Source organism: Pseudomonas sp. GV085 (assembly GCF_003050925.1).
In the GTDB taxonomy this organism is placed as follows: Bacteria; Pseudomonadota; Gammaproteobacteria; order Pseudomonadales; family Pseudomonadaceae; genus Aquipseudomonas.
The window spans coordinates 1-17,006 of record NZ_QAOV01000025.1 but is presented as its reverse complement, the minus strand read 5'-3'; the positions used below and the strand labels follow the sequence as shown (position 1 = coordinate 17,006).

The window sequence follows — 17,006 nt, the reverse complement described above, 5'->3', positions numbered from 1 at the left end:
GGCTGGGATCGTCTCGCAGGCGCATGGCCGCCTCATATTCGTCAGAGAAAAACGCAGCAGGCAGCAAAAGGCCCGCGCAATGACGGGCCTTCTGTTTGGGGTCAAATCCTTTTGTTCATCCAATCTGCGCTCCATCTTGTGAGCGTTTCGTGAAAAGCATGTCGTAGCAATGAAAAAGCCCGGCGTCGGCCGGGCTCTCTGTAGATGGGCCAAATCCATTTGGCTGATCCCATTGTGCTGGGTGGATGTGACAACGATATGACAGGGCTGACACGAAGAGCTGATCGCTGTCGGGCTGGTCAATTTAGCGGAAGCTGCAATTTTCTTGAGAAAATTATGGAACGCTTGTCGAGCGGCGAGATTTTCACCAAACCCCAGAAACGACAAAGCCCTGAATAATCAGGGCTTTGTCGTATAAAGATGGCGGAGGCGATGGGATTCGAACTCATGGACCTGTTACAGTCGACGGTTTTCAAGACCGTTGCCTTAAACCACTCGGCCACACCTCCGTTTGCGTTGCGGGCGCCATAATACCTGAATGAAACACACTGTCAAACTCTCTGCGTAGCTTGTTACAGGGCGTCTGTTATGATCTTTGCGACTGAACGTTTCAAACCAACAGGAGTGTCGCCATGCGCGAACAGGATTACGCAGTTAATAACAGCGTGCAGGCTGAGCAGCTAGAGGTTAGCCGCGTCCTGCGCAACACATACGGCTTGCTCGCCCTGACCCTGGCATTCAGCGGTGTGACAGCCTACGTTGCCCAGCAGATGCATGTTGGCTACCCGAACATTTTCGTGGTGCTGATCGGCTTCTACGGTCTTTTCTTCCTCACCAACAAACTCCGTGATTCGGCCTGGGGCCTGGTGTCGGCATTTGCCCTGACCGGCTTCATGGGTTTCCTGCTGGGCCCGATCCTCAACCGTTACCTGGGTATGCAGGGCGGCGCTGAAGTGGTCAGCTCGGCGTTCGCGATGACCGCGCTGGTGTTCGGCGGTCTGTCGGCGTATGTGCTGATCACCCGCAAGGACATGAGCTTCCTCGGTGGCTTCATCACGGCAGGCTTCTTCGTGCTGCTGGGTGCGACGCTGGCGGGCATGTTCTTCCAGATCAGCGGTTTGCAACTGGCGATCAGCGCAGGATTCGTGCTGTTCTCCTCGGTCTGCATTCTGTTCCAGACCAGCGCCATCATTCATGGCGGCGAGCGTAACTACATCATGGCTACCATCAGCCTGTATGTATCGATCTACAACCTGTTCGTCAGCCTGTTGCAGCTGTTCGGCATCATGGGTCGCGATGACTGATCGTCGGCATTGAGTAAAAAACCCGCCCAGGCGGGTTTTTTATTAGCTGAAATTCAGGGTTACTCGACAATGACAATGCTGCCATCGGCTTGCTGGCGGTAGATGGTGTAGGGCAGCAGCAGCGTATCCATCGCTCCGGACACGACCACGTCGAGCAGCACAATAGCCGGGGCGAAACTATGTACCTGCGCGTCCCGACCCTCTTCGAGGGGCGCATTCAGGTAGCAAAAATCGTAGGTCACGCCGCTATAGATTCGCGGTACCGCACCGCAATAACTCTTTTGTTCCTTGAGGCTTTTTGCGGCCGTTTCGTCACTGCGTACAACCGTCTGAATCGTGCCACAACCCGCCAGCATCATTGCCACGAGTAGCATTGCCTGAGTTTTCATGCCGTCAATCCTTCGCCGGAAACCGTCAATCTACTTCAGGCTGAAACAAATATCACTCACGCCATGGGCGGCAATCGGCGCTTGACCGGAGTTTTCTTGACGATCGCCGTATTGGTTTCCGCGAGGGTGTTGAGGCGGTCGAGCAGGGTGTCCAGTTGTTCCATCGAGCGCACATGCAGGCGCGCGATGAAGCAGTCGTCGCCGGTGACCTTGTCGCACTCGGTGAATTCGGGAATGGCCATGATTTGCCGTTCCACTTCCTGCAATTGCCCCGGCAACGGGCGAATACGCACGATGGCTTGCAGTTGATAGCCAAAGCATTTCGGGTCGATTTCAACGGTGTAGCCCTTGAGCACGCCGCGTTCTTCCAGGCGGCGCAGACGCTCGGCAACGCTGGGGGAGGACAGGCCGCTGATTTGCGCCAGGGCCTTGAGCGAACGTCGCGAGTCTTCCATCAGGGCCGTGATCAGCACCTGGTCGATGTCATCGGTCATGGCGAAACCCTCTGTTAGGCATTTATTCAAAACGCCCTTTATAAAAAAGGCAGATCCCGAGTTTAGCCTGCTTTTTGCTCTGGAGTAGCCCCCAGGTGCATTGGCATACTTTGGCCACAAACACAGGAGTCTGATGATGGACAAATCCCTACGCCGCGGTTCGTTCGAAATGACGGCCGCCATGCTGATCTCCGGCACCATCGGCTGGTTCGTGCTGGTGTCCGGGCAACCGGTGCTGGATGTGGTGTTCTGGCGCTGCCTGTTCGGTGCCGTCACCTTGCTGCTGATTTGCGCAGGCTTCGGCTTTTTGCGCCCCGGCATTTTGACCCGCACCACGTTCTTGCTCGCCGTGCTCAGCGGTGTGGCGATTGTCGGCAACTGGGTGTTGTTGTTCGCGTCCTATTCCCGGGCGTCCATTGCCATCGGCACCGCCGTCTATAACGTCCAGCCGTTCATGCTGGTCGGGCTGGCGGCTTTGTTCCTCAACGAAAGGATCACCGCGCAGAAACTGACCTGGCTGGGCGTTTCGTTTCTCGGGATGCTGGCGATTGTCAGTGCCCATGGCAGCCAGGGCGAGAGCGGCAGCGATTACCTGACGGGCATTGCCTTGGCGTTGGGTGCGGCGTTTCTCTACGCGATTGCGGCGCTGATCATCAAGCGTTTGACCGGCACACCGCCGCATTTGATCGCGCTGATCCAGGTCAGCACGGGTGTGTTGTTGCTCGCACCATTCGCGAATCTTTCGGTATTGCCGCAGGCACCGAGTGCGTGGGCCAGCCTGGTGACATTGGGCATGGTGCACACCGGTGTGATGTACGTGTTGCTGTACGGCGCGATTCAAAAACTGCCGACTGCGCTGACGGGGGCGCTGTCCTTCATCTACCCGATTGCGGCGATTTTCGTCGACTGGTTTGCTTTCGGCCATCGTCTGGAGCCGCTGCAATGGATCGGGGTCGCGGCGATCCTGCTGGCTGCTGCCGGCATGCAACAAGGCTGGTCATTGAAGTTTCGACGCACGGTGACGCCGTAACCCGCTAGCCAGGCGTCAGATGTTCCAGCGCGGCGCATTGCTGGCCAGTCGCTGGCGCATCTCGCCGACGTTGGCGGCCAGTTGTTGGGTCAACAAGCGATAGCCGTCCAGCGTGTTGTAGACCGGTGCATCGAGGCTGACAAGGGGCACATCCACGGGGCGATTGAGCCGCTGGGCCGCACCGGATTTCAACGCCCGGGCCATGCCGATCAATTGCACTCGAATCTGTCGATGCTCGGCTTTCAATGCCGTTTGCAGGAGCCTCATCGCCTCGGGATCATTGGCATCCGGTCGGGTATTGCCGAGGATTTCCAGGGTGCTGACGCACATGCGCAGGTTGCGCTGGATGGCATCCAGCTCGGTCATGGAAATCTTCACTTCCTTGGACACCGACGGCATCAGTGAGCGAAGTTGCACCATCACCGCGTTCAGGCGGGTCATGAGCTTGAGGTGTTCGTCGGCAGTGATGGCCTGGCCATCGATGATGCGCCCGTAGACTTTCGCGCAATCACGCAGCGCATCGGCCAGGTTGTAGCGCCAGGAATACACCGCGTACAGCGGCAGGGCGAAGGAAAACGCCAGGGCCAGGGCAATGCCGATCAGGATATCCACCCCGCGCCACAAGCCATCGGTGACCGGGTTGTCGCCGTGCCCGGCGACGATGAACACGGTAATCGCCGACAGCAGCGCCGTGTAACCCCCCTTGCCGATGGCGTGATACGAGAAAAACCCACAGACCACCGACATCGCGAAATAGGTCAGCCAGGGCATCCCGAGCCAGGCCTGTTGTGCCACCAGCGCCAGGCCGACGCCGGCGCCGATCAAGGTGCCGATGGCACGCTCGGCGGCTTTCTTGCCGATGTTGCCGTGATGCTGCAAGCCGCCGATCACCACCAGCATCGTCACCGACGCCCACTCACCGTGGGGCAGATGGATGCCGGTGGTCAGCAGGATGGTCGCCAGCAATCCGAGCGACACCCGCACCGCATGGATCACCCGGGCATGGCGGTAGCGCCGGTACGGGTCCAGCAACGGACGCAGCAGTCGGCGCAGCAAGGGTGGCAGCCGATGGGCTCTGGATGTACTCAGGCTGGCTCTCCTCAGAAGATGTAGTCGGTGGTCAGGAAGCTCGAACTGCGGCCGCTGATGATCTCGCTGATCAGGTCCTTGTTGGTCTCCTGGAACTTGGTGGCCACCAGGGTGCGGATCGAAAACACCCGCAGTGCGTCATGGACCGACAAGGTGCCTTCGGCCGAGTTCTTGCGACCATTGAAGGGGTAGGTGTCCGGGCCGCGTTGGCATTGGGCGTTGAGGTTGATGCGTCCGACCTGATTGGCGAAGGTGTCCACCAGCCGGCCGACCGCCACCGGGTTGGTGCCGAAGATGCTCAACTGTTGGCCGAAGTCCGACTCCAGCACGTAGTCGATCACGGTGTCCAGATGACGGTACGGCACGATGGGGATGACCGGGCCGAACTGTTCTTCCTGATAAACGCGCATCTGCGGCGTGACCGGGTACAGCACCGCCGGGTAGAAGAACGACGCACGAGCCTCACCACCGTTGGGGTTGACCACTTTGGCGCCCTTGCTTTCGGCATCCGCCACCAGAGAGTGCAGATAGTCGACCTTGCCCGATTCCGGCAGTGGCGTCAGGGCCACGCCGCTTTCCCAGGGCATGCCGGGTTTGAGGTTGGCGAGCCTGGCATTGAATTTGTCGATGAAGGACTCGACCACGTCTTCGTGGACAAACAGGATCTTCAGCGCGGTGCAGCGTTGGCCATTGAATGACAGCGAGCCGGTCACCGCCTCACTGACCGCATTGTCCAGATCCACTTCCGGCAGGACTATCCCTGGGTTTTTCGCATCCAGGCCCAGTGCCGCGCGCAAGCGGTGGGGTCTCGGATGGAGTTTTTTCAGGTCGCTGGCGGCCTTGTTGGTGCCAATGAAGGCAAAGATGTCGATCTTGCCGCTGGCCATCAGCGCACTGACCGTCTCGCGGCCGCTGCCGTAGATGACGTTGATCACCCCGGCCGGGAAGCTGTCGCGAAAGGCTTCCAGCAGCGGGCGAATCAGCAGCACGCCGAGCTTGGCCGGCTTGAACACTACGGTGTTGCCCATGATCAGCGCCGGGATCAGCGTGGTGAAGGTTTCGTTCAATGGATAGTTGTAAGGCCCCATGCACAGGGCGACGCCCATCGGCACGCGACGGATCTGGCCGAGGGTGTCCTGTTCCAGTTCGAAACGGCTGGAGCGGCGGTCGAGTTCTTTGAGCGCATTGATGGTGTCGACGATGTAGTCGCAGGTGCGGTCGAACTCCTTTTCCGAGTCCTTGAGGTTCTTGCCGATTTCCCACATCAGCAGCTTGACCACGGCGTCGCGCTGCTCGCGCATGCGCCCCAGGAAGGTTTCGACGTGCTGGATGCGCTCGGCCACGCGCATGGTCGGCCACAATCCCTGGCCCCGGTCATAAGCTCGGACGGCAGCGTCGAGGGCGGTCAATGCGGTCTCGGCATCGAGCAGCGGCGTGCTGCCGAGGATCACTTGCTCGTCGCCATCAGCGCCGGTCAGGTACACCGGGCTGCGGACCTGGGCCAGTGGCCCGTTCCAGGTTTTCAGTACGCCATCGACCAGGTACTCACGCTGCTCGGACTGGCCGTCAAGGCGGTACTTTTCCGGGATGTCGGCGGGGCTCGGGAACAGGTTCTGGAGACTATTGGCTGTGGTCATGTCGCTACCCCTCTGGATTGGATAATGCACTGATGAATCGTTTTAGCAGACCTCAGCAACCCTTGTCATGACTCATTTCAGCGTTTTGCCGCACAGCGTGAAGGATCGCGGATTCATCGACCCCTACGGTCATGGCCTCAGAGGTGCCCCTTGTTGGTCCCCAATGCCCTCAACCCGATCAACTGAAAAGCCTAGCCTTTGTTTGGCCTTGGTGGGGTGCGTCTTTGCGGCGTTGCTGGCGGGGTGCGGCGAAGAGCCGAAAACCCCGTCGACCCGCAGAGAAAGCCCCCCTCGCCATAGAAGCCCCTTTTGCCACAGGTTCCTGACCTCTGACGGCACACAAACCCTCGTACTGCGGTTAAACTCCATGCTCTTTTTCAAGGAGTTCATATGAGCTATTACCAGCCGGGCATTCTCGCCACCCCCGTTCCGCCTCAAGCCCGCCATATGTTCTTCGCCCTCGAATCCGTCGAGGCATTGCCGGTCGCGCTCGACAACTTGATGCAACTGGTGGACGGGAAATCGGCTGTCGTCGGCTTCGGTGAATCGCTGATCAAAGCGCTGCACGTTCAGATCGATGGCCTGCGAACCTTTCCGGCGTTGACCGGTGTGGGCGTCGAAAATCCGTCGACCCAGCACGCGCTCTGGTGCTGGCTGCACGGTGAAGACCGTGGTGAGTTGCTCAACCGCAGCAACGTCATCGCCGCCGCGCTGGCCCCGGCGTTGCGCCTGGTGCAGATGAACGAAACCTTCCGCCACATGACCGGCCATGACCTGACCGGTTTCGAAGATGGCACCGAGAACCCCCACGACGCAGCTGCCGTGACCGCCGCCCTGGTGGGTGAGGGCGTGGATGGCACGGTGGGTGGCAGCTTCGCCGCGATCCAGCAGTGGCAGCATGACTTGAAAGGTTTCCATGGGCTGTCGGCGGATGAAAAAGACAACATCATGGGACGGCGCTTGAGCGATAACGAAGAGATCGACGACGCGCCGGTTTCCGCCCACGTCAAACGCACCGCCCAGGAAAGCTTTGCGCCTGAGGCCTTCGTGGTGCGCCGTTCGATGCCGTGGATCGAAGGCGACCGCGCCGGCCTGATGTTCCTGGCCTTCGGTTTTTCCCTCGACGCCTTCGAAGCCCAACTGCGCCGCATGAGTGGCCTGGAAGACGGCATCACCGACGGTCTGTACCGCATCAGCCGTCCGATTACCGGTGGCTACTACTGGTGCCCGCCGCTCAAGGATGGTCGACTGGACCTGCGCGCATTGCGCGTCGGCTAAGCAGCCCGCACACATTCAGTGGCACCACGTAATGGGCATGAATGCGCATATTCGTGGTGAGGCGCAGCACCCGGCCGTGGCCGGGGAAGCGCTGAAAACCGGTTGGGTCATGGATCAGATCCTCAAGCGCTGCTGATCCCTCAGACCACACACAATCTCCTGTAGGAGCTGCCGGAGGCTGCGATCTTTTGATCCTGGCTTTAAAAAACAAAATCAACAGATCGCAGCCTTCGGCAGCTCACAGTTTTGGGTTGCATCGCGCATCTAACCTTATGCGCATTCGGTATTTCTCAAGCGTGTAATAACCTCTCTAAGATCACGTCATAACTCGTTATAACAAGTGATCTGCCATGACCGATAACGTTCTATCCCTGAGCAGCGTCCCGTTGCATACCCAGCTGCGAGACGTGCTGCGTACCCGCATCCTCGACGGCAAATACCCGCAAGACAGCCAGATGCCCTCCGAAAGCGAGCTTGGCACGTTGTTCAAGGTCAGCCGCATCACCGTGCGCCAGGCCTTGGGTGACCTGCAAAAAGAAGGGCTGATCTTCAAGATCCACGGCAAAGGCACCTTCGTCGCCAAGCCGAAAACCTTCCAGAACGTCAGCACCCTGCAAGGCCTGGCCGAGTCCATGACCGGTCGCGGCTACGAGGTGATCAACCGCCTGCGCAGCTTCAAATTCATTGCCGCCAACAAGCTCGTCGCCGAGCGTTTACAGGTCGCCGAAGGCGAGGTTGTGGCGCAGGTCAAACGGTTGCGCCTGATCAATCGCAAGCCGATTTCCCTGGAGATCACTTACCTGCCCAAGGCCATTGGCGAGCGCCTGGAAAAAGCCGACCTGGTCACCCGCGACATTTTCCAGATCCTGGAAAACGACTGCGGCCTGGTCCTGGGGCACGCCGACCTGGCCATCGATGCAGTACTGGCCGACAGCGACCTGACCCGGGCGCTGAACGTCGAACCTGGTTCACCCATCATGCGCATTGAGCGCCTGACCCACGATGTCGACGGTTGGCCGCTGGACTTCGAACACCTTTACTACCGTGGCGATGCCTTCCAGTACCGCCTGCGGATCGACCGGCAAAAAGGGGAGCAGGCATGACGCGCAGCACGCTGGAGCAGGAATACGACATCGTTGTGATCGGCGGTGGCACTGCCGGCCCCATGGCGGCGATCAAGGCCAAGGAGCGCAACCGCGACCTGCGGGTGTTGTTGATCGACAAGGCCAACGTCAAGCGCAGCGGCGCGATCAGCATGGGCATGGACGGCCTGAACAACGCGATCATTCCCGGTCACTCGACGCCTGAGCAATACACCAAGGAAATCACCATCGCCAACGACGGCATCGTCAATCAGGCTGCGGTGTACGCCTATGCCACCCACAGCTTCGAGACGATCGAGCAACTGGACCGCTGGGGTGTGAAATTCGAGAAGGACGAAACCGGTGACTACGCGGTGAAAAAGGTCCACCACATGGGCGCTTATGTGTTGCCGATGCCGGAAGGGCATGACATCAAAAAAGTCCTGTACCGGCAGTTGAAACGCGCGCGAGTGAGCATCACCAATCGCCTGGTGTGCACGCGTTTGCTCAAAGACGAAGAGGGCGCAGTCAACGGCGTGATGGGCTTCGACTGCCGCACGGCGGACTTCCATGTGATCAAGGCCAAGGCGGTGATCCTCGCCTGCGGTGCCGCCGGACGCCTGGGGTTGCCGTCCTCCGGCTACCTGATGGGCACCTACGAAAACCCGACCAATGCCGGCGACGGTTACTCGATGGCCTACCACGCCGGGGCCGAACTGGCGAACCTGGAATGCTTCCAGATCAACCCGCTGATCAAGGACTACAACGGCCCGGCCTGCGCCTACGTCACCGGCCCCTTGGGCGGCTACACCGCCAACAACAAGGGCGAACGCTTCATCGAGTGCGACTACTGGAGCGGGCAGATGATGTGGGAATTCCACCAGGAGCTGGAAAGCGGCAATGGCCCGGTGTTCCTCAAGCTCGATCACCTGGCCGAGGAAACCATCCAGAACATCGAAGAGATCCTGCACAGCAACGAGCGTCCGAGTCGCGGCCAGTTCCACGCCAATCGCGGCACCGACTACCGCACGCAGATGGTCGAGATGCACATTTCGGAAATCGGCTTTTGCAGCGGGCATTCGGCGTCGGGGGTGTGGGTCAACGAGAAGGCCGAGACCTCGGTCAAGGGCTTGTACTCGGCCGGTGACATGGCCGCCGTGCCGCACAACTACATGCTCGGTGCGTTCACCTATGGCTGGTTTGCGGGTAACAACGCAGCGGATTTTGTCGCCGGGCGTGAGTTTTCTGCGTTGGATGCCGCGCAGATCGAAACCGAAAAACAACGGGTCTACGCGCCGCTGGACCGCGAACACGGCCTGCCGCCAGCGCAGGTCGAATACAAGCTGCGGCGCTTCGTCAACGACTATCTGCAACCGCCGAAAGTGACGAAAAAGATGCAGATCGGCCTGCAACGCTTCAGCGACATCCAACGCGATCTCGACCAGCTCAAGGCCCACAACGCCCACGAGCTGATGCGCGCCATGGAAGTCAGCATGATCCGCGACTGTGCCGAAATGGCCGCCCGCGCTTCATTGTTCCGCGCCGAAAGCCGCTGGGGGCTGTACCACCATCGCGTCGATCACCCGCAACGCAACGACCGCGACTGGTTCTGCCATTGCCACCTGAAGAAAGACGAAAACGGTTTGATGAGCAGTTTCAAGAAAGCCGTCGAGCCTTACATCATCCCGCTGGATGCCGACGAGATGCAGGCCTACGACCGGTTGCGGGTCGGTGCCGATGCGGCTTGATGCCGACAACAAAAGAGAGACCGAACATGGCTTACCAACCCCAGGAAATTTTCTTTCGCTCCAACGCACCGGTCACGGTCGACGAGGACAAATGCATCGCTCACAAAGGCTGCACCGTGTGCGTCGACGTTTGCCCGATGGACCTGCTGGCGATCAACCCGGCTACGCAAAAGGCCTATATGGCGTTCGATGAATGCTGGTACTGCATGCCCTGTGAAAAGGACTGCCCGACCGGGGCGGTGAAAGTCGAAATCCCGTACCTGCTGCGCTGAAACACAATCACAAATGTGGGAGCGAGCCTGCTCGCGAAGAGGCCGGCACAGCTGGCATCTTCATCGACTGACAAGACGCTTTCGCGAGCAGGCTCGCTCCCACAGTGGATCGACTGCAGACACCCAAAAACGCCATCCGGCACCACCGGACGCCTGATTCACAACACCCCTCGTTTCCCACCACGCCCTGATCGTGGCGGAGACGAACATCCAATAAATGATTCGAGGGGAAACACTCATGATGTTGCGTGCAGCTTTGGCCGGTCTGGTACTGGCTTCATTCACCCTGTCGGCCTCGGCCGAAACCATCCGCATTGCCATCGGCACCCAGGACACCACTATCAATTGCGCCGCCGGAGGCCTGTTGATTCGCGAGTTGGGACTACTGGACAAATACCTGCCCCACGACGGCCCCTACAAAGACGCCCAATACGAGGTGCAGTGGAAAAACTTCACCAGCGGCGCCCCCCTGACCAACGAGATGGTGGCCGGCAAACTCGACTTCGGCGCCATGGCCGACTTCCCCGGCGCGTTCAACGGCGTGGCGTTCGAAACGGCGGGCAAGCACAGCCTGTTCATCAGCGTGCTGTCGGGCAGCATCAAGGGCAGCGGCAACGGCATCGTGGTGCCCAGCGCATCGGGCGTGCAGTCGCTGGCAGAGCTGAAAGGCAAGACCATCTCCGTACCGTTCGCGTCCACCGCCCATGGCATGCTGCTACGCGCCGTGACGGCCCAGGGCTGGGACCCGCTCAAGGACGTGAACATCATCGCCCAACCGCCGGAAGTCGCCGGCTCCGCGTTGCAGGCCGGCAAGATCGATGCTCACGCTGACTTCGTGCCCTTCGCCGAACTGTTCCCCAGCCGGGGTTTCGCCCGCAAGATTTATGACGGCGCCCAGGCCAACGCGCCGACCTTCCACGGTGCGCTGGTCGATCAGGCCTACGCGAAGAAGTACCCGGAAATCGTCGTCGCTTACCTGCGGGCGAGTATCGAAGCCAACCAGCTGCTGGCGGCTGAGCCGGAGAAGTACAGCGAGTTGATCGCCAAGGTCACCGGGGTCGATGCCGAGGTCAACTACCTGTTTCATGGCCCTCTCGGTGTGCAGACCCGCGACCTGAGCTGGAAACCGGAATATCGCCAGGCCGTGGGCACCGCCATCGATACCCTCAAGTTGTTGAAGAAGGCCGATCGCGGTCTTGATCTCAACACTTTCATCGACGACCAGTACATCCGCGCCGCCTTCAAGGCCTCGAACCTGGACTACAGCGCGCAGCTTGCGAACTACCAGCAGACACCGCTCAAGGCCGTCGATGCCGCCAGCGGCCAAGCCATCACCGACTTCAGCCACGTGGCGGAAATCTGGGTGCGCGGCGAGCCGAAGGTTCGCCAGTACGCCTCGGCGCAAGCGGCGTTTGCCGCGCTGGCAGCCCTCAAGCAGGAAGGCAAAAACATCCGCGCGGTGTACGCCCAGGCCAGCGACAGCGGGATCAAGTTGCTGGCGGACCAGGCGTGGTTTGCCACCGATGGAAAAGGGCAACTGAGCGCGTTCCTGCTCAAAGGCCAGGCCCAGCAGTTCGCCACGGCCCAGGGCGGCAAGGTCTTTGATTTCACCGATGCCACAGCCCAGGCCGTGGCAGTGCGCTAACCGGCAAAACACTACAACCCCCTGTAGGAGCGAGCTTGCTCGCGATGGTCGTTAACGATAACGCATGTCTACTGACGAAACGCGGCGTTCTTGAGTCCATCGCGAGCAAGCTCGCTCCTACAGGAGGCGGGTTAAGAGGAATAATTGTGTACCGATCATATTCACGCTGGATCCCCAGAGTCGCATCCTTGCTGCTCTGCCTGCTGTTCTGGCAACTTGCCGCCAGCCACCACTGGAACCTTGGCCTGGTGACCTTTGCCAACGTCCCGACACCCGTGGCGGTCATTGAAGCCGCCCTCGGCCTCGGCGACTCGGGTAAGCTCGCGCAGCACCTGGGTAGCAGTCTCGGCCGGGTGTTCGCCGGTTACCTCGCGGCGCTGATCATTGGCGTGGCCCTGGGCCTGGCCATCGGCCGCTCGAAGTGGGCCGAAGATCTGTTGCTGCCACCCCTGGAAGTGCTGCGGCCGATCCCGGCGGTGGCATGGATTCCCCTGGCGATCCTGATGTTTCCCTCGTCGGAGCTGTCGATGGTGTTCATCACCTTCACCGGTGCACTGTTCCCGATCCTGCTCAACACCGTGCACGGCGTCGAAGGCGTCGACCCACGGCTGATCGCCTCGGCGAAAAGCCTCGGGGCAGGGCGCCGGGCCATCCTGCTGGAGGTCGTTCTTCCGGGCGCTGCGCCGAGCATCATCACCGGCCTGGCCATCGGCATGGGTACCTCGTGGTTCTGCCTGGTGACGGCGGAAATGATCTCCGGCCAATTCGGCATCGGCTATTACACCTGGGAGTCCTACACCATCCAGAACTACGCCGACATTGTGGTCGGCATGTTGCTGATCGGCGTGCTCGGGATGGGCAGCAGCCTGTTGATCAAGCGTCTGGGCGGGCTGTTCACACCCTGGCATCGACCACGAGGAAAAGCCTGATGAGCGTTTTTCAACACCTGCAAGGGCGTATCGATATTCACGGGCTGTCGATCAGCCTGGGCGAGGGCGACACTGCCTTCGAAGCGGTGCAGGGCCTCGACTGCCAGATCGAATCGGGGCAGTTCGTGTGCATTCTCGGGCCGTCCGGTTGCGGCAAATCGACCTTGCTCGGGGCTCTGGCCGGCCACCTGGAACCGCGCACCGGCACGCTGAATGTCGATGGCGCAGCGGTGTCGGGCCCATCGCCCCAGCGCGGCATGGTGTTCCAGCAGCACACGCTGTTTCCGTGGCGCACCGTGCGTGACAACGTGGCGTTCGGCTTGAAAATGCGGGGCGTCGGCAAGGCTGAACGGCACATGGCAGCGGATGAAATCCTCGCACTGGTGGGCCTCGAAGGGTTTGCCGGGCGTTGGCCCGACCAGCTCTCCGGCGGCATGCAGCAACGGGTGGAAATTGCCCGGGTGCTGGTCAACCGTCCGCGCCTGTTGCTGATGGACGAACCCTTCGGGGCCCTCGATGCCCTGACCCGATTGAACATGCAGGAACTGCTGCTGGACATCTGGACGCGCATCCGCACCACCGTGGTGTTTGTCACCCATGACATCGACGAAGCGCTGTTCCTCGCCGATCGCCTGCTGGTCATGAGCCCGCGCCCCGGGCGAATCATCGAAGACCTGCGCCTGGACTTCCCCCGGCCGCGCAGCACGGAACTAATGACCCGCCCTGAATTCTCGCACCTCAAGCGCCATTGCCTCGAACTCCTGCGGCACGAAGACGGTCGGCAACTGCCGCGTCTGAACCCGCTCGGACTTCCCCCTGAAAACAAACTGCCGCGATTTGCCCTATGACCTCACTATTCGATGTAACCGATAACGACGACATTCTAGCCCTGCAACCGCGTCTGACCGATGACGACCCCGGTGTACGCCGGATCGCACTGATTGAGTTGGCCGATCTCGAGGAGCCGGACGGCCTGCAGTGGTTGATCAATCGACTGGCCGAAGACCCGATTGCAGAGGTTCGCGCCGAAGCCGCGCGGTTGCTGGAAGCCTGGGAGGACTCGCCCGTGGTCGAAGCGTTGTGCCAGGCCCTAACAGATCCGTCGTCGGCGGTGCAGGCGGCCGCTGCGCAAAGCCTCAGCCTGCTCAAGAGTGAAGCGGCGGGCCGGGTCATCCTGCCGTGGACCGGGCACGCCGACAGCTGCGTACGCATCGCCGCGTTCCGGGCGTTGCGCGAGTTGCGTTGCCCCGATGCCGCCGCTGCGGCGGCCCGGGCACTGATTGATGAAAGCGCCAGCGTGCGCCGCGAGGCGGTGGGCGTGCTCGGCTGGCTCAAGCAGCTCGATGCCTTGCCGGCACTGGCGCGGTTGGCCAGCGCTGACCCGGACACTGAAGTTCGGCGTGCTGCCACCGGGGCCTTGGGCCTGGCGTCTGACGCGCAAGTGCTGCCGGCCCTGCGCCAGGCCTTGCGCGACGCTGCCTGGCAAGTCCGCGAAGAAGCCGCCACCACCCTGGGCAAGGTCGGCCACCCCGACGCCGGCCCGGCCCTGATCGACGCCCTGGACGACGATTACTGGCAGGTGCGCCTGCGCGCCACCCGCAGCCTCGGTCGCTTGCGTTTTGTACCGGCGCTCGATGCGCTGATCGACACCCTCAGCCACCGCATCAGCAACCTGCGCAAGGAAGCCGCGCTGGCCCTCGGCGAATTGAACGACCCAGGGGCCATTGCAGCATTGCAGGCCGCGCAAGACGACGGCGACCCTGAAGTGCGCAAGGCCGTGCGCATTGCCTTGAGCCAACTGCAATGAACCCACTGGCGATTGGCAATTCCCGCAGCAAACAGCAGTTGCGCCTGAACTGGCCGGATGGCCGCGAGCAACTGCTGGATCATGCCGAACTGCGCCGCCAGTGCCCGTGCTCGCAGTGCCGGGCGTTTCGGTTGCGGGGGATGGCGCCGATGGTGGATGAGCGGGTTCAGGTGATCGAACTGAATCCGCAAGGGTATGGCCTGCAACTGGTCTTCAGCGATGGGCATGAGCGGGGGATTTATCCGTGGGCCTACCTGGCACAACTCACCCCCGGAACTGCTCAATCAAATGTGGGAGCGAGCCTGCTCGCGATGGACGTGAACGATAAAGCCATGTAGTTGGAAAAATCGGTACGCCTTGGCGTTTTTGGCGAGCAGTCGACCGGCTTTATGTTGTAAATACCGGTTCAGTAACGGCTCGGATAAACGCATCATCCACAGTCTTTACTCCATACCGATGCATGAACTCACTACCATTGGCAAAGCGATTGAAGCGTTTCTGGCTAATCATGTAAAAATAATCACAATGGTTAATGACTTCATCAACATTGTGCGAGGAAACCAGAATGGCGGTGCCCTCACTGGCAGCGCCGCGTAGACACTGCCAAATATAGCGCCGAAATTCCGGATCTACACCGGCGGTAGGTTCGTCGAGAATCACGAAGTCTGCAGAAATTGAAAGAAGAGAGAGCGTAAAGAACCAGCGTGTCTCTCCGTAGCTGCATAGCGATGATTTTTTGTTCCATATGTCTTGATATCGGTCAACTATCGCAGGGCTCCATGCACTTAGTTTTTTTAAGGTCTTATCCTGTGTCATCGGTTCGCTTGATGACAGCGCAGTCACCATTGTAAAAATGTCACGCATGCGCAGCGGCGGGGGAGTGGTGATGATTTGAGAAAGGTATAAAAACTGACTGAAGTCGTTTTTTATGAAACCGGACTTTGCTTTTTTAAGGTCACAGACGATATCGAAAAAAGTTGTTTTTCCAGATCCATTGGGTCCCAGAATGCCGACAATGTCGCCTTGACCAACCTCAAGAGATGCCTGGGTCAAGAGGGGGTTGTCTGTATAGGAGAAGTCAATGCTCTGCGCCGTGAATTTTTTCATCAGTATCGGCTCCATACGGGATTGATTCTTAGGTGTTTGAAGGTTTTGTGCAGTACTGAGATAAATAAAAAAATTATTGCAATTGTGATGGCTTTGTTGGGTTCAAGACCTTGTTCCATTATCTGGCTAGCAAGTGTTAGTGGGTTTGCGAGGTTCAAGGCGTCAGTAATGTGGTTTGATCTGCTGGCACTCATGACTCCGAGGATCAACATGCAGAACGAAAAAATGGAAAGCAAAGTGTTCGAGTTTTGAAAATTGATCGGTAACAATGTGAATGCAGCCCCGATCGCGCAAAACATGATAAAGCAGATGTAAAAGCGTAGTGCGATATTCAGTAGTTCATTGAGGTCGTAGTTTCCGAATGGAAACTTGGTGGTTGCGTAAAAAGTTATGCAATAAGATATCGATATTAGAGAATAGGCAATGAAGTGTGATAAAAGAAAAATCAGTTTTGACTCCTTGGAGTAAATAAATGATCGGGTGAATCCACTTTCTCTTCTTCCGATTATGTAAAAGGCGAATCCAAATAATGCGACGCTAGAAGATATGTAGGCATAAAACCATGCCGAAATCGTAATGTAGTTGTTCGAAAAATAGTTGGGGTCTTGCCTGGTTGTTGCGAAAAAATAGAACATCGCACAAGGTGATATCATGATCCAGAAAAAAGCGATGGGTTCTTTTAGTTGTTCTTTGATAAATATGGATGTCAGGGAAAAAACTCTGGGCCAAATATTTTTAGGCATGATTGGTTTCTCTGTGGGGGTGGGGTCGTTGCTTCTTTTCTTTCGTTAATTGAATGGCGTTTTCCAGGTTTGTTGTTTTTCATTTTGCTTTTGCTCGTGTGGTTTGCCGCTTGATATTAGGAGGTGTTGCAAGGATTAGTTGATTTTAGTGTTGGATGCAAGCGAGGGTTTTTTGTGTTGTAAGACTTTTCCTGTAGGATTTTAAGATGCGCCCTACGTGATGTTAGGAACCTTAGTGGTTTGGTTCGGTTCTAGTGTGGCTGGTTTCTGGCGTGGAACTGTGAAATTCCTTTTTGAAACTGTGTTTTAGTTTTTGGTAAGCAGAAATGATCTTGCTATGTTAAGTAGAATATTTCTGTAGGAGGGGCCGCCTCGTCTTCGACGCCGCGCTGTCGCGCAGCAAACTGAGGGAGCTAGAGTTGAAGAGCGTGCGCGGGGCAGAGACCGTCATT

At 58.9% G+C, this 17,006-nt stretch carries 16 protein-coding genes, 1 tRNA gene and 2 pseudogenes; 13 read left to right on the top strand and 6 right to left on the bottom strand.

Translation table 11 applies throughout. The annotated features are described in order from the left end of the window. Positions 1-421: 421 nt before the first annotated feature. Positions 422-509, bottom strand: a tRNA-Ser gene (locus C8K63_RS29565). Positions 510-632: 123 nt separating this feature from the next. Here C8K63_RS29565 and C8K63_RS29560 point away from each other — a divergent pair. Next, positions 633-1,304 (top strand): Bax inhibitor-1/YccA family protein, encoded by a 672-nt coding sequence (locus tag C8K63_RS29560; RefSeq protein WP_108219910.1) that lies wholly within the window; start codon positions 633-635, stop codon positions 1,302-1,304. Between the two features lie 59 nt (positions 1,305-1,363). On the opposite strand, the gene C8K63_RS29555 is transcribed toward C8K63_RS29560, so the two are convergent. Both C8K63_RS29555 and C8K63_RS29550 read right to left on the bottom strand, forming a co-directional pair. Then, positions 1,364-1,693 carry a YceK/YidQ family lipoprotein gene (locus tag C8K63_RS29555; RefSeq protein ID WP_108219909.1) on the bottom strand — a complete coding sequence of 110 codons (330 nt, stop codon included), beginning with the start codon at positions 1,691-1,693 and terminating at the stop codon, positions 1,364-1,366. 56 nt (positions 1,694-1,749) lie between these two features. Then, a complete protein-coding gene (locus C8K63_RS29550; protein WP_057396958.1) occupies positions 1,750-2,187 on the bottom strand; it encodes an Lrp/AsnC family transcriptional regulator in 438 nt (145 codons plus the stop codon). 136 nt (positions 2,188-2,323) lie between these two features. On the opposite strand from C8K63_RS29550, the gene C8K63_RS29545 reads away from it, so the two are divergent. Then, on the top strand, positions 2,324-3,217 hold the full coding sequence (locus C8K63_RS29545) for a DMT family transporter (RefSeq protein WP_108219908.1): 894 nt from the start codon (positions 2,324-2,326) through the stop codon (positions 3,215-3,217). Positions 3,218-3,232: 15 nt separating this feature from the next. Here C8K63_RS29545 and C8K63_RS29540 read toward each other — a convergent pair whose 3' ends face one another. Together C8K63_RS29540 and C8K63_RS29535 are read right to left on the bottom strand one after the other, a co-directional pair. Further along, the gene (locus C8K63_RS29540; protein WP_108219907.1) at positions 3,233-4,273 is read right to left on the bottom strand and encodes an FUSC family protein; all 1,041 of its coding nucleotides are present in this window, start codon (positions 4,271-4,273) and stop codon (positions 3,233-3,235) included. 44 nt (positions 4,274-4,317) lie between these two features. Then, positions 4,318-5,943, bottom strand: coding sequence for an NADP-dependent glyceraldehyde-3-phosphate dehydrogenase (locus C8K63_RS29535; RefSeq protein ID WP_108219906.1), 1,626 nt, complete (start codon positions 5,941-5,943; stop codon positions 4,318-4,320). Between the two features lie 390 nt (positions 5,944-6,333). Between C8K63_RS29535 and C8K63_RS29525 the strand changes: the two genes are divergently transcribed. The 10 genes and pseudogenes from C8K63_RS29525 to C8K63_RS29470 form a co-directional block, all read left to right on the top strand. Then, positions 6,334-7,221 carry a Dyp-type peroxidase gene (locus C8K63_RS29525; protein ID WP_108219905.1) on the top strand — a complete coding sequence of 296 codons (888 nt, stop codon included), beginning with the start codon at positions 6,334-6,336 and terminating at the stop codon, positions 7,219-7,221. A 10-nt stretch (positions 7,222-7,231) separates the two neighbouring features. After that, positions 7,232-7,357 (top strand): annotated as a pseudogene (locus C8K63_RS29520) (gfo/Idh/MocA family oxidoreductase); the annotation flags it as partial. 214 nt (positions 7,358-7,571) lie between these two features. Beyond that, entirely contained in the window at positions 7,572-8,324 is a 753-nt protein-coding gene (locus tag C8K63_RS29510; protein WP_108219904.1) for a GntR family transcriptional regulator, read from the top strand. Then, complete coding sequence (locus C8K63_RS29505; protein WP_108219903.1) at positions 8,321-10,051, top strand: fumarate reductase/succinate dehydrogenase flavoprotein subunit; 1,731 nt, start codon at positions 8,321-8,323, stop codon at positions 10,049-10,051. The genes C8K63_RS29510 and C8K63_RS29505 overlap by 4 nt, the downstream gene beginning before the upstream one ends. Before the next feature lie 26 nt (positions 10,052-10,077). Then, positions 10,078-10,323: a ferredoxin family protein gene (locus C8K63_RS29500; RefSeq protein WP_003180418.1), complete on the top strand. Its 246-nt coding sequence runs from the start codon at positions 10,078-10,080 to the stop codon at positions 10,321-10,323. 238 nt (positions 10,324-10,561) lie between these two features. Next, a complete protein-coding gene (locus C8K63_RS29495) occupies positions 10,562-11,968 on the top strand; it encodes an ABC transporter substrate-binding protein (RefSeq protein WP_178086804.1) in 1,407 nt (468 codons plus the stop codon). Positions 11,969-12,114: 146 nt separating this feature from the next. Further along, a complete protein-coding gene (locus C8K63_RS29485) occupies positions 12,115-12,897 on the top strand; it encodes an ABC transporter permease (protein WP_108219902.1) in 783 nt (260 codons plus the stop codon). Further along, complete coding sequence (locus C8K63_RS29480; protein ID WP_108219901.1) at positions 12,897-13,745, top strand: ABC transporter ATP-binding protein; 849 nt, start codon at positions 12,897-12,899, stop codon at positions 13,743-13,745. The genes C8K63_RS29485 and C8K63_RS29480 overlap by 1 nt, the downstream gene beginning before the upstream one ends. After that, the gene (locus C8K63_RS29475) at positions 13,742-14,704 is read left to right on the top strand and encodes a HEAT repeat domain-containing protein (protein ID WP_108219900.1); all 963 of its coding nucleotides are present in this window, start codon (positions 13,742-13,744) and stop codon (positions 14,702-14,704) included. The genes C8K63_RS29480 and C8K63_RS29475 overlap by 4 nt, the downstream gene beginning before the upstream one ends. Then, positions 14,701-14,973, top strand: a pseudogene (locus C8K63_RS29470) (DUF971 domain-containing protein); the annotation flags it as partial. The gene C8K63_RS29475 and the pseudogene C8K63_RS29470, both read left to right, overlap by 4 nt. Before the next feature lie 118 nt (positions 14,974-15,091). Here C8K63_RS29470 and C8K63_RS29465 read toward each other — a convergent pair. Further along, positions 15,092-15,811 (bottom strand): AAA family ATPase, encoded by a 720-nt coding sequence (locus C8K63_RS29465; RefSeq protein WP_108219899.1) that lies wholly within the window; start codon positions 15,809-15,811, stop codon positions 15,092-15,094. Positions 15,812-16,462: 651 nt separating this feature from the next. Between C8K63_RS29465 and C8K63_RS30430 the strand changes: the two genes are divergently transcribed. After that, on the top strand, positions 16,463-16,603 hold the full coding sequence (locus tag C8K63_RS30430; protein ID WP_158273971.1) for a hypothetical protein: 141 nt from the start codon (positions 16,463-16,465) through the stop codon (positions 16,601-16,603). Positions 16,604-17,006: the final 403 nt, after the last annotated feature.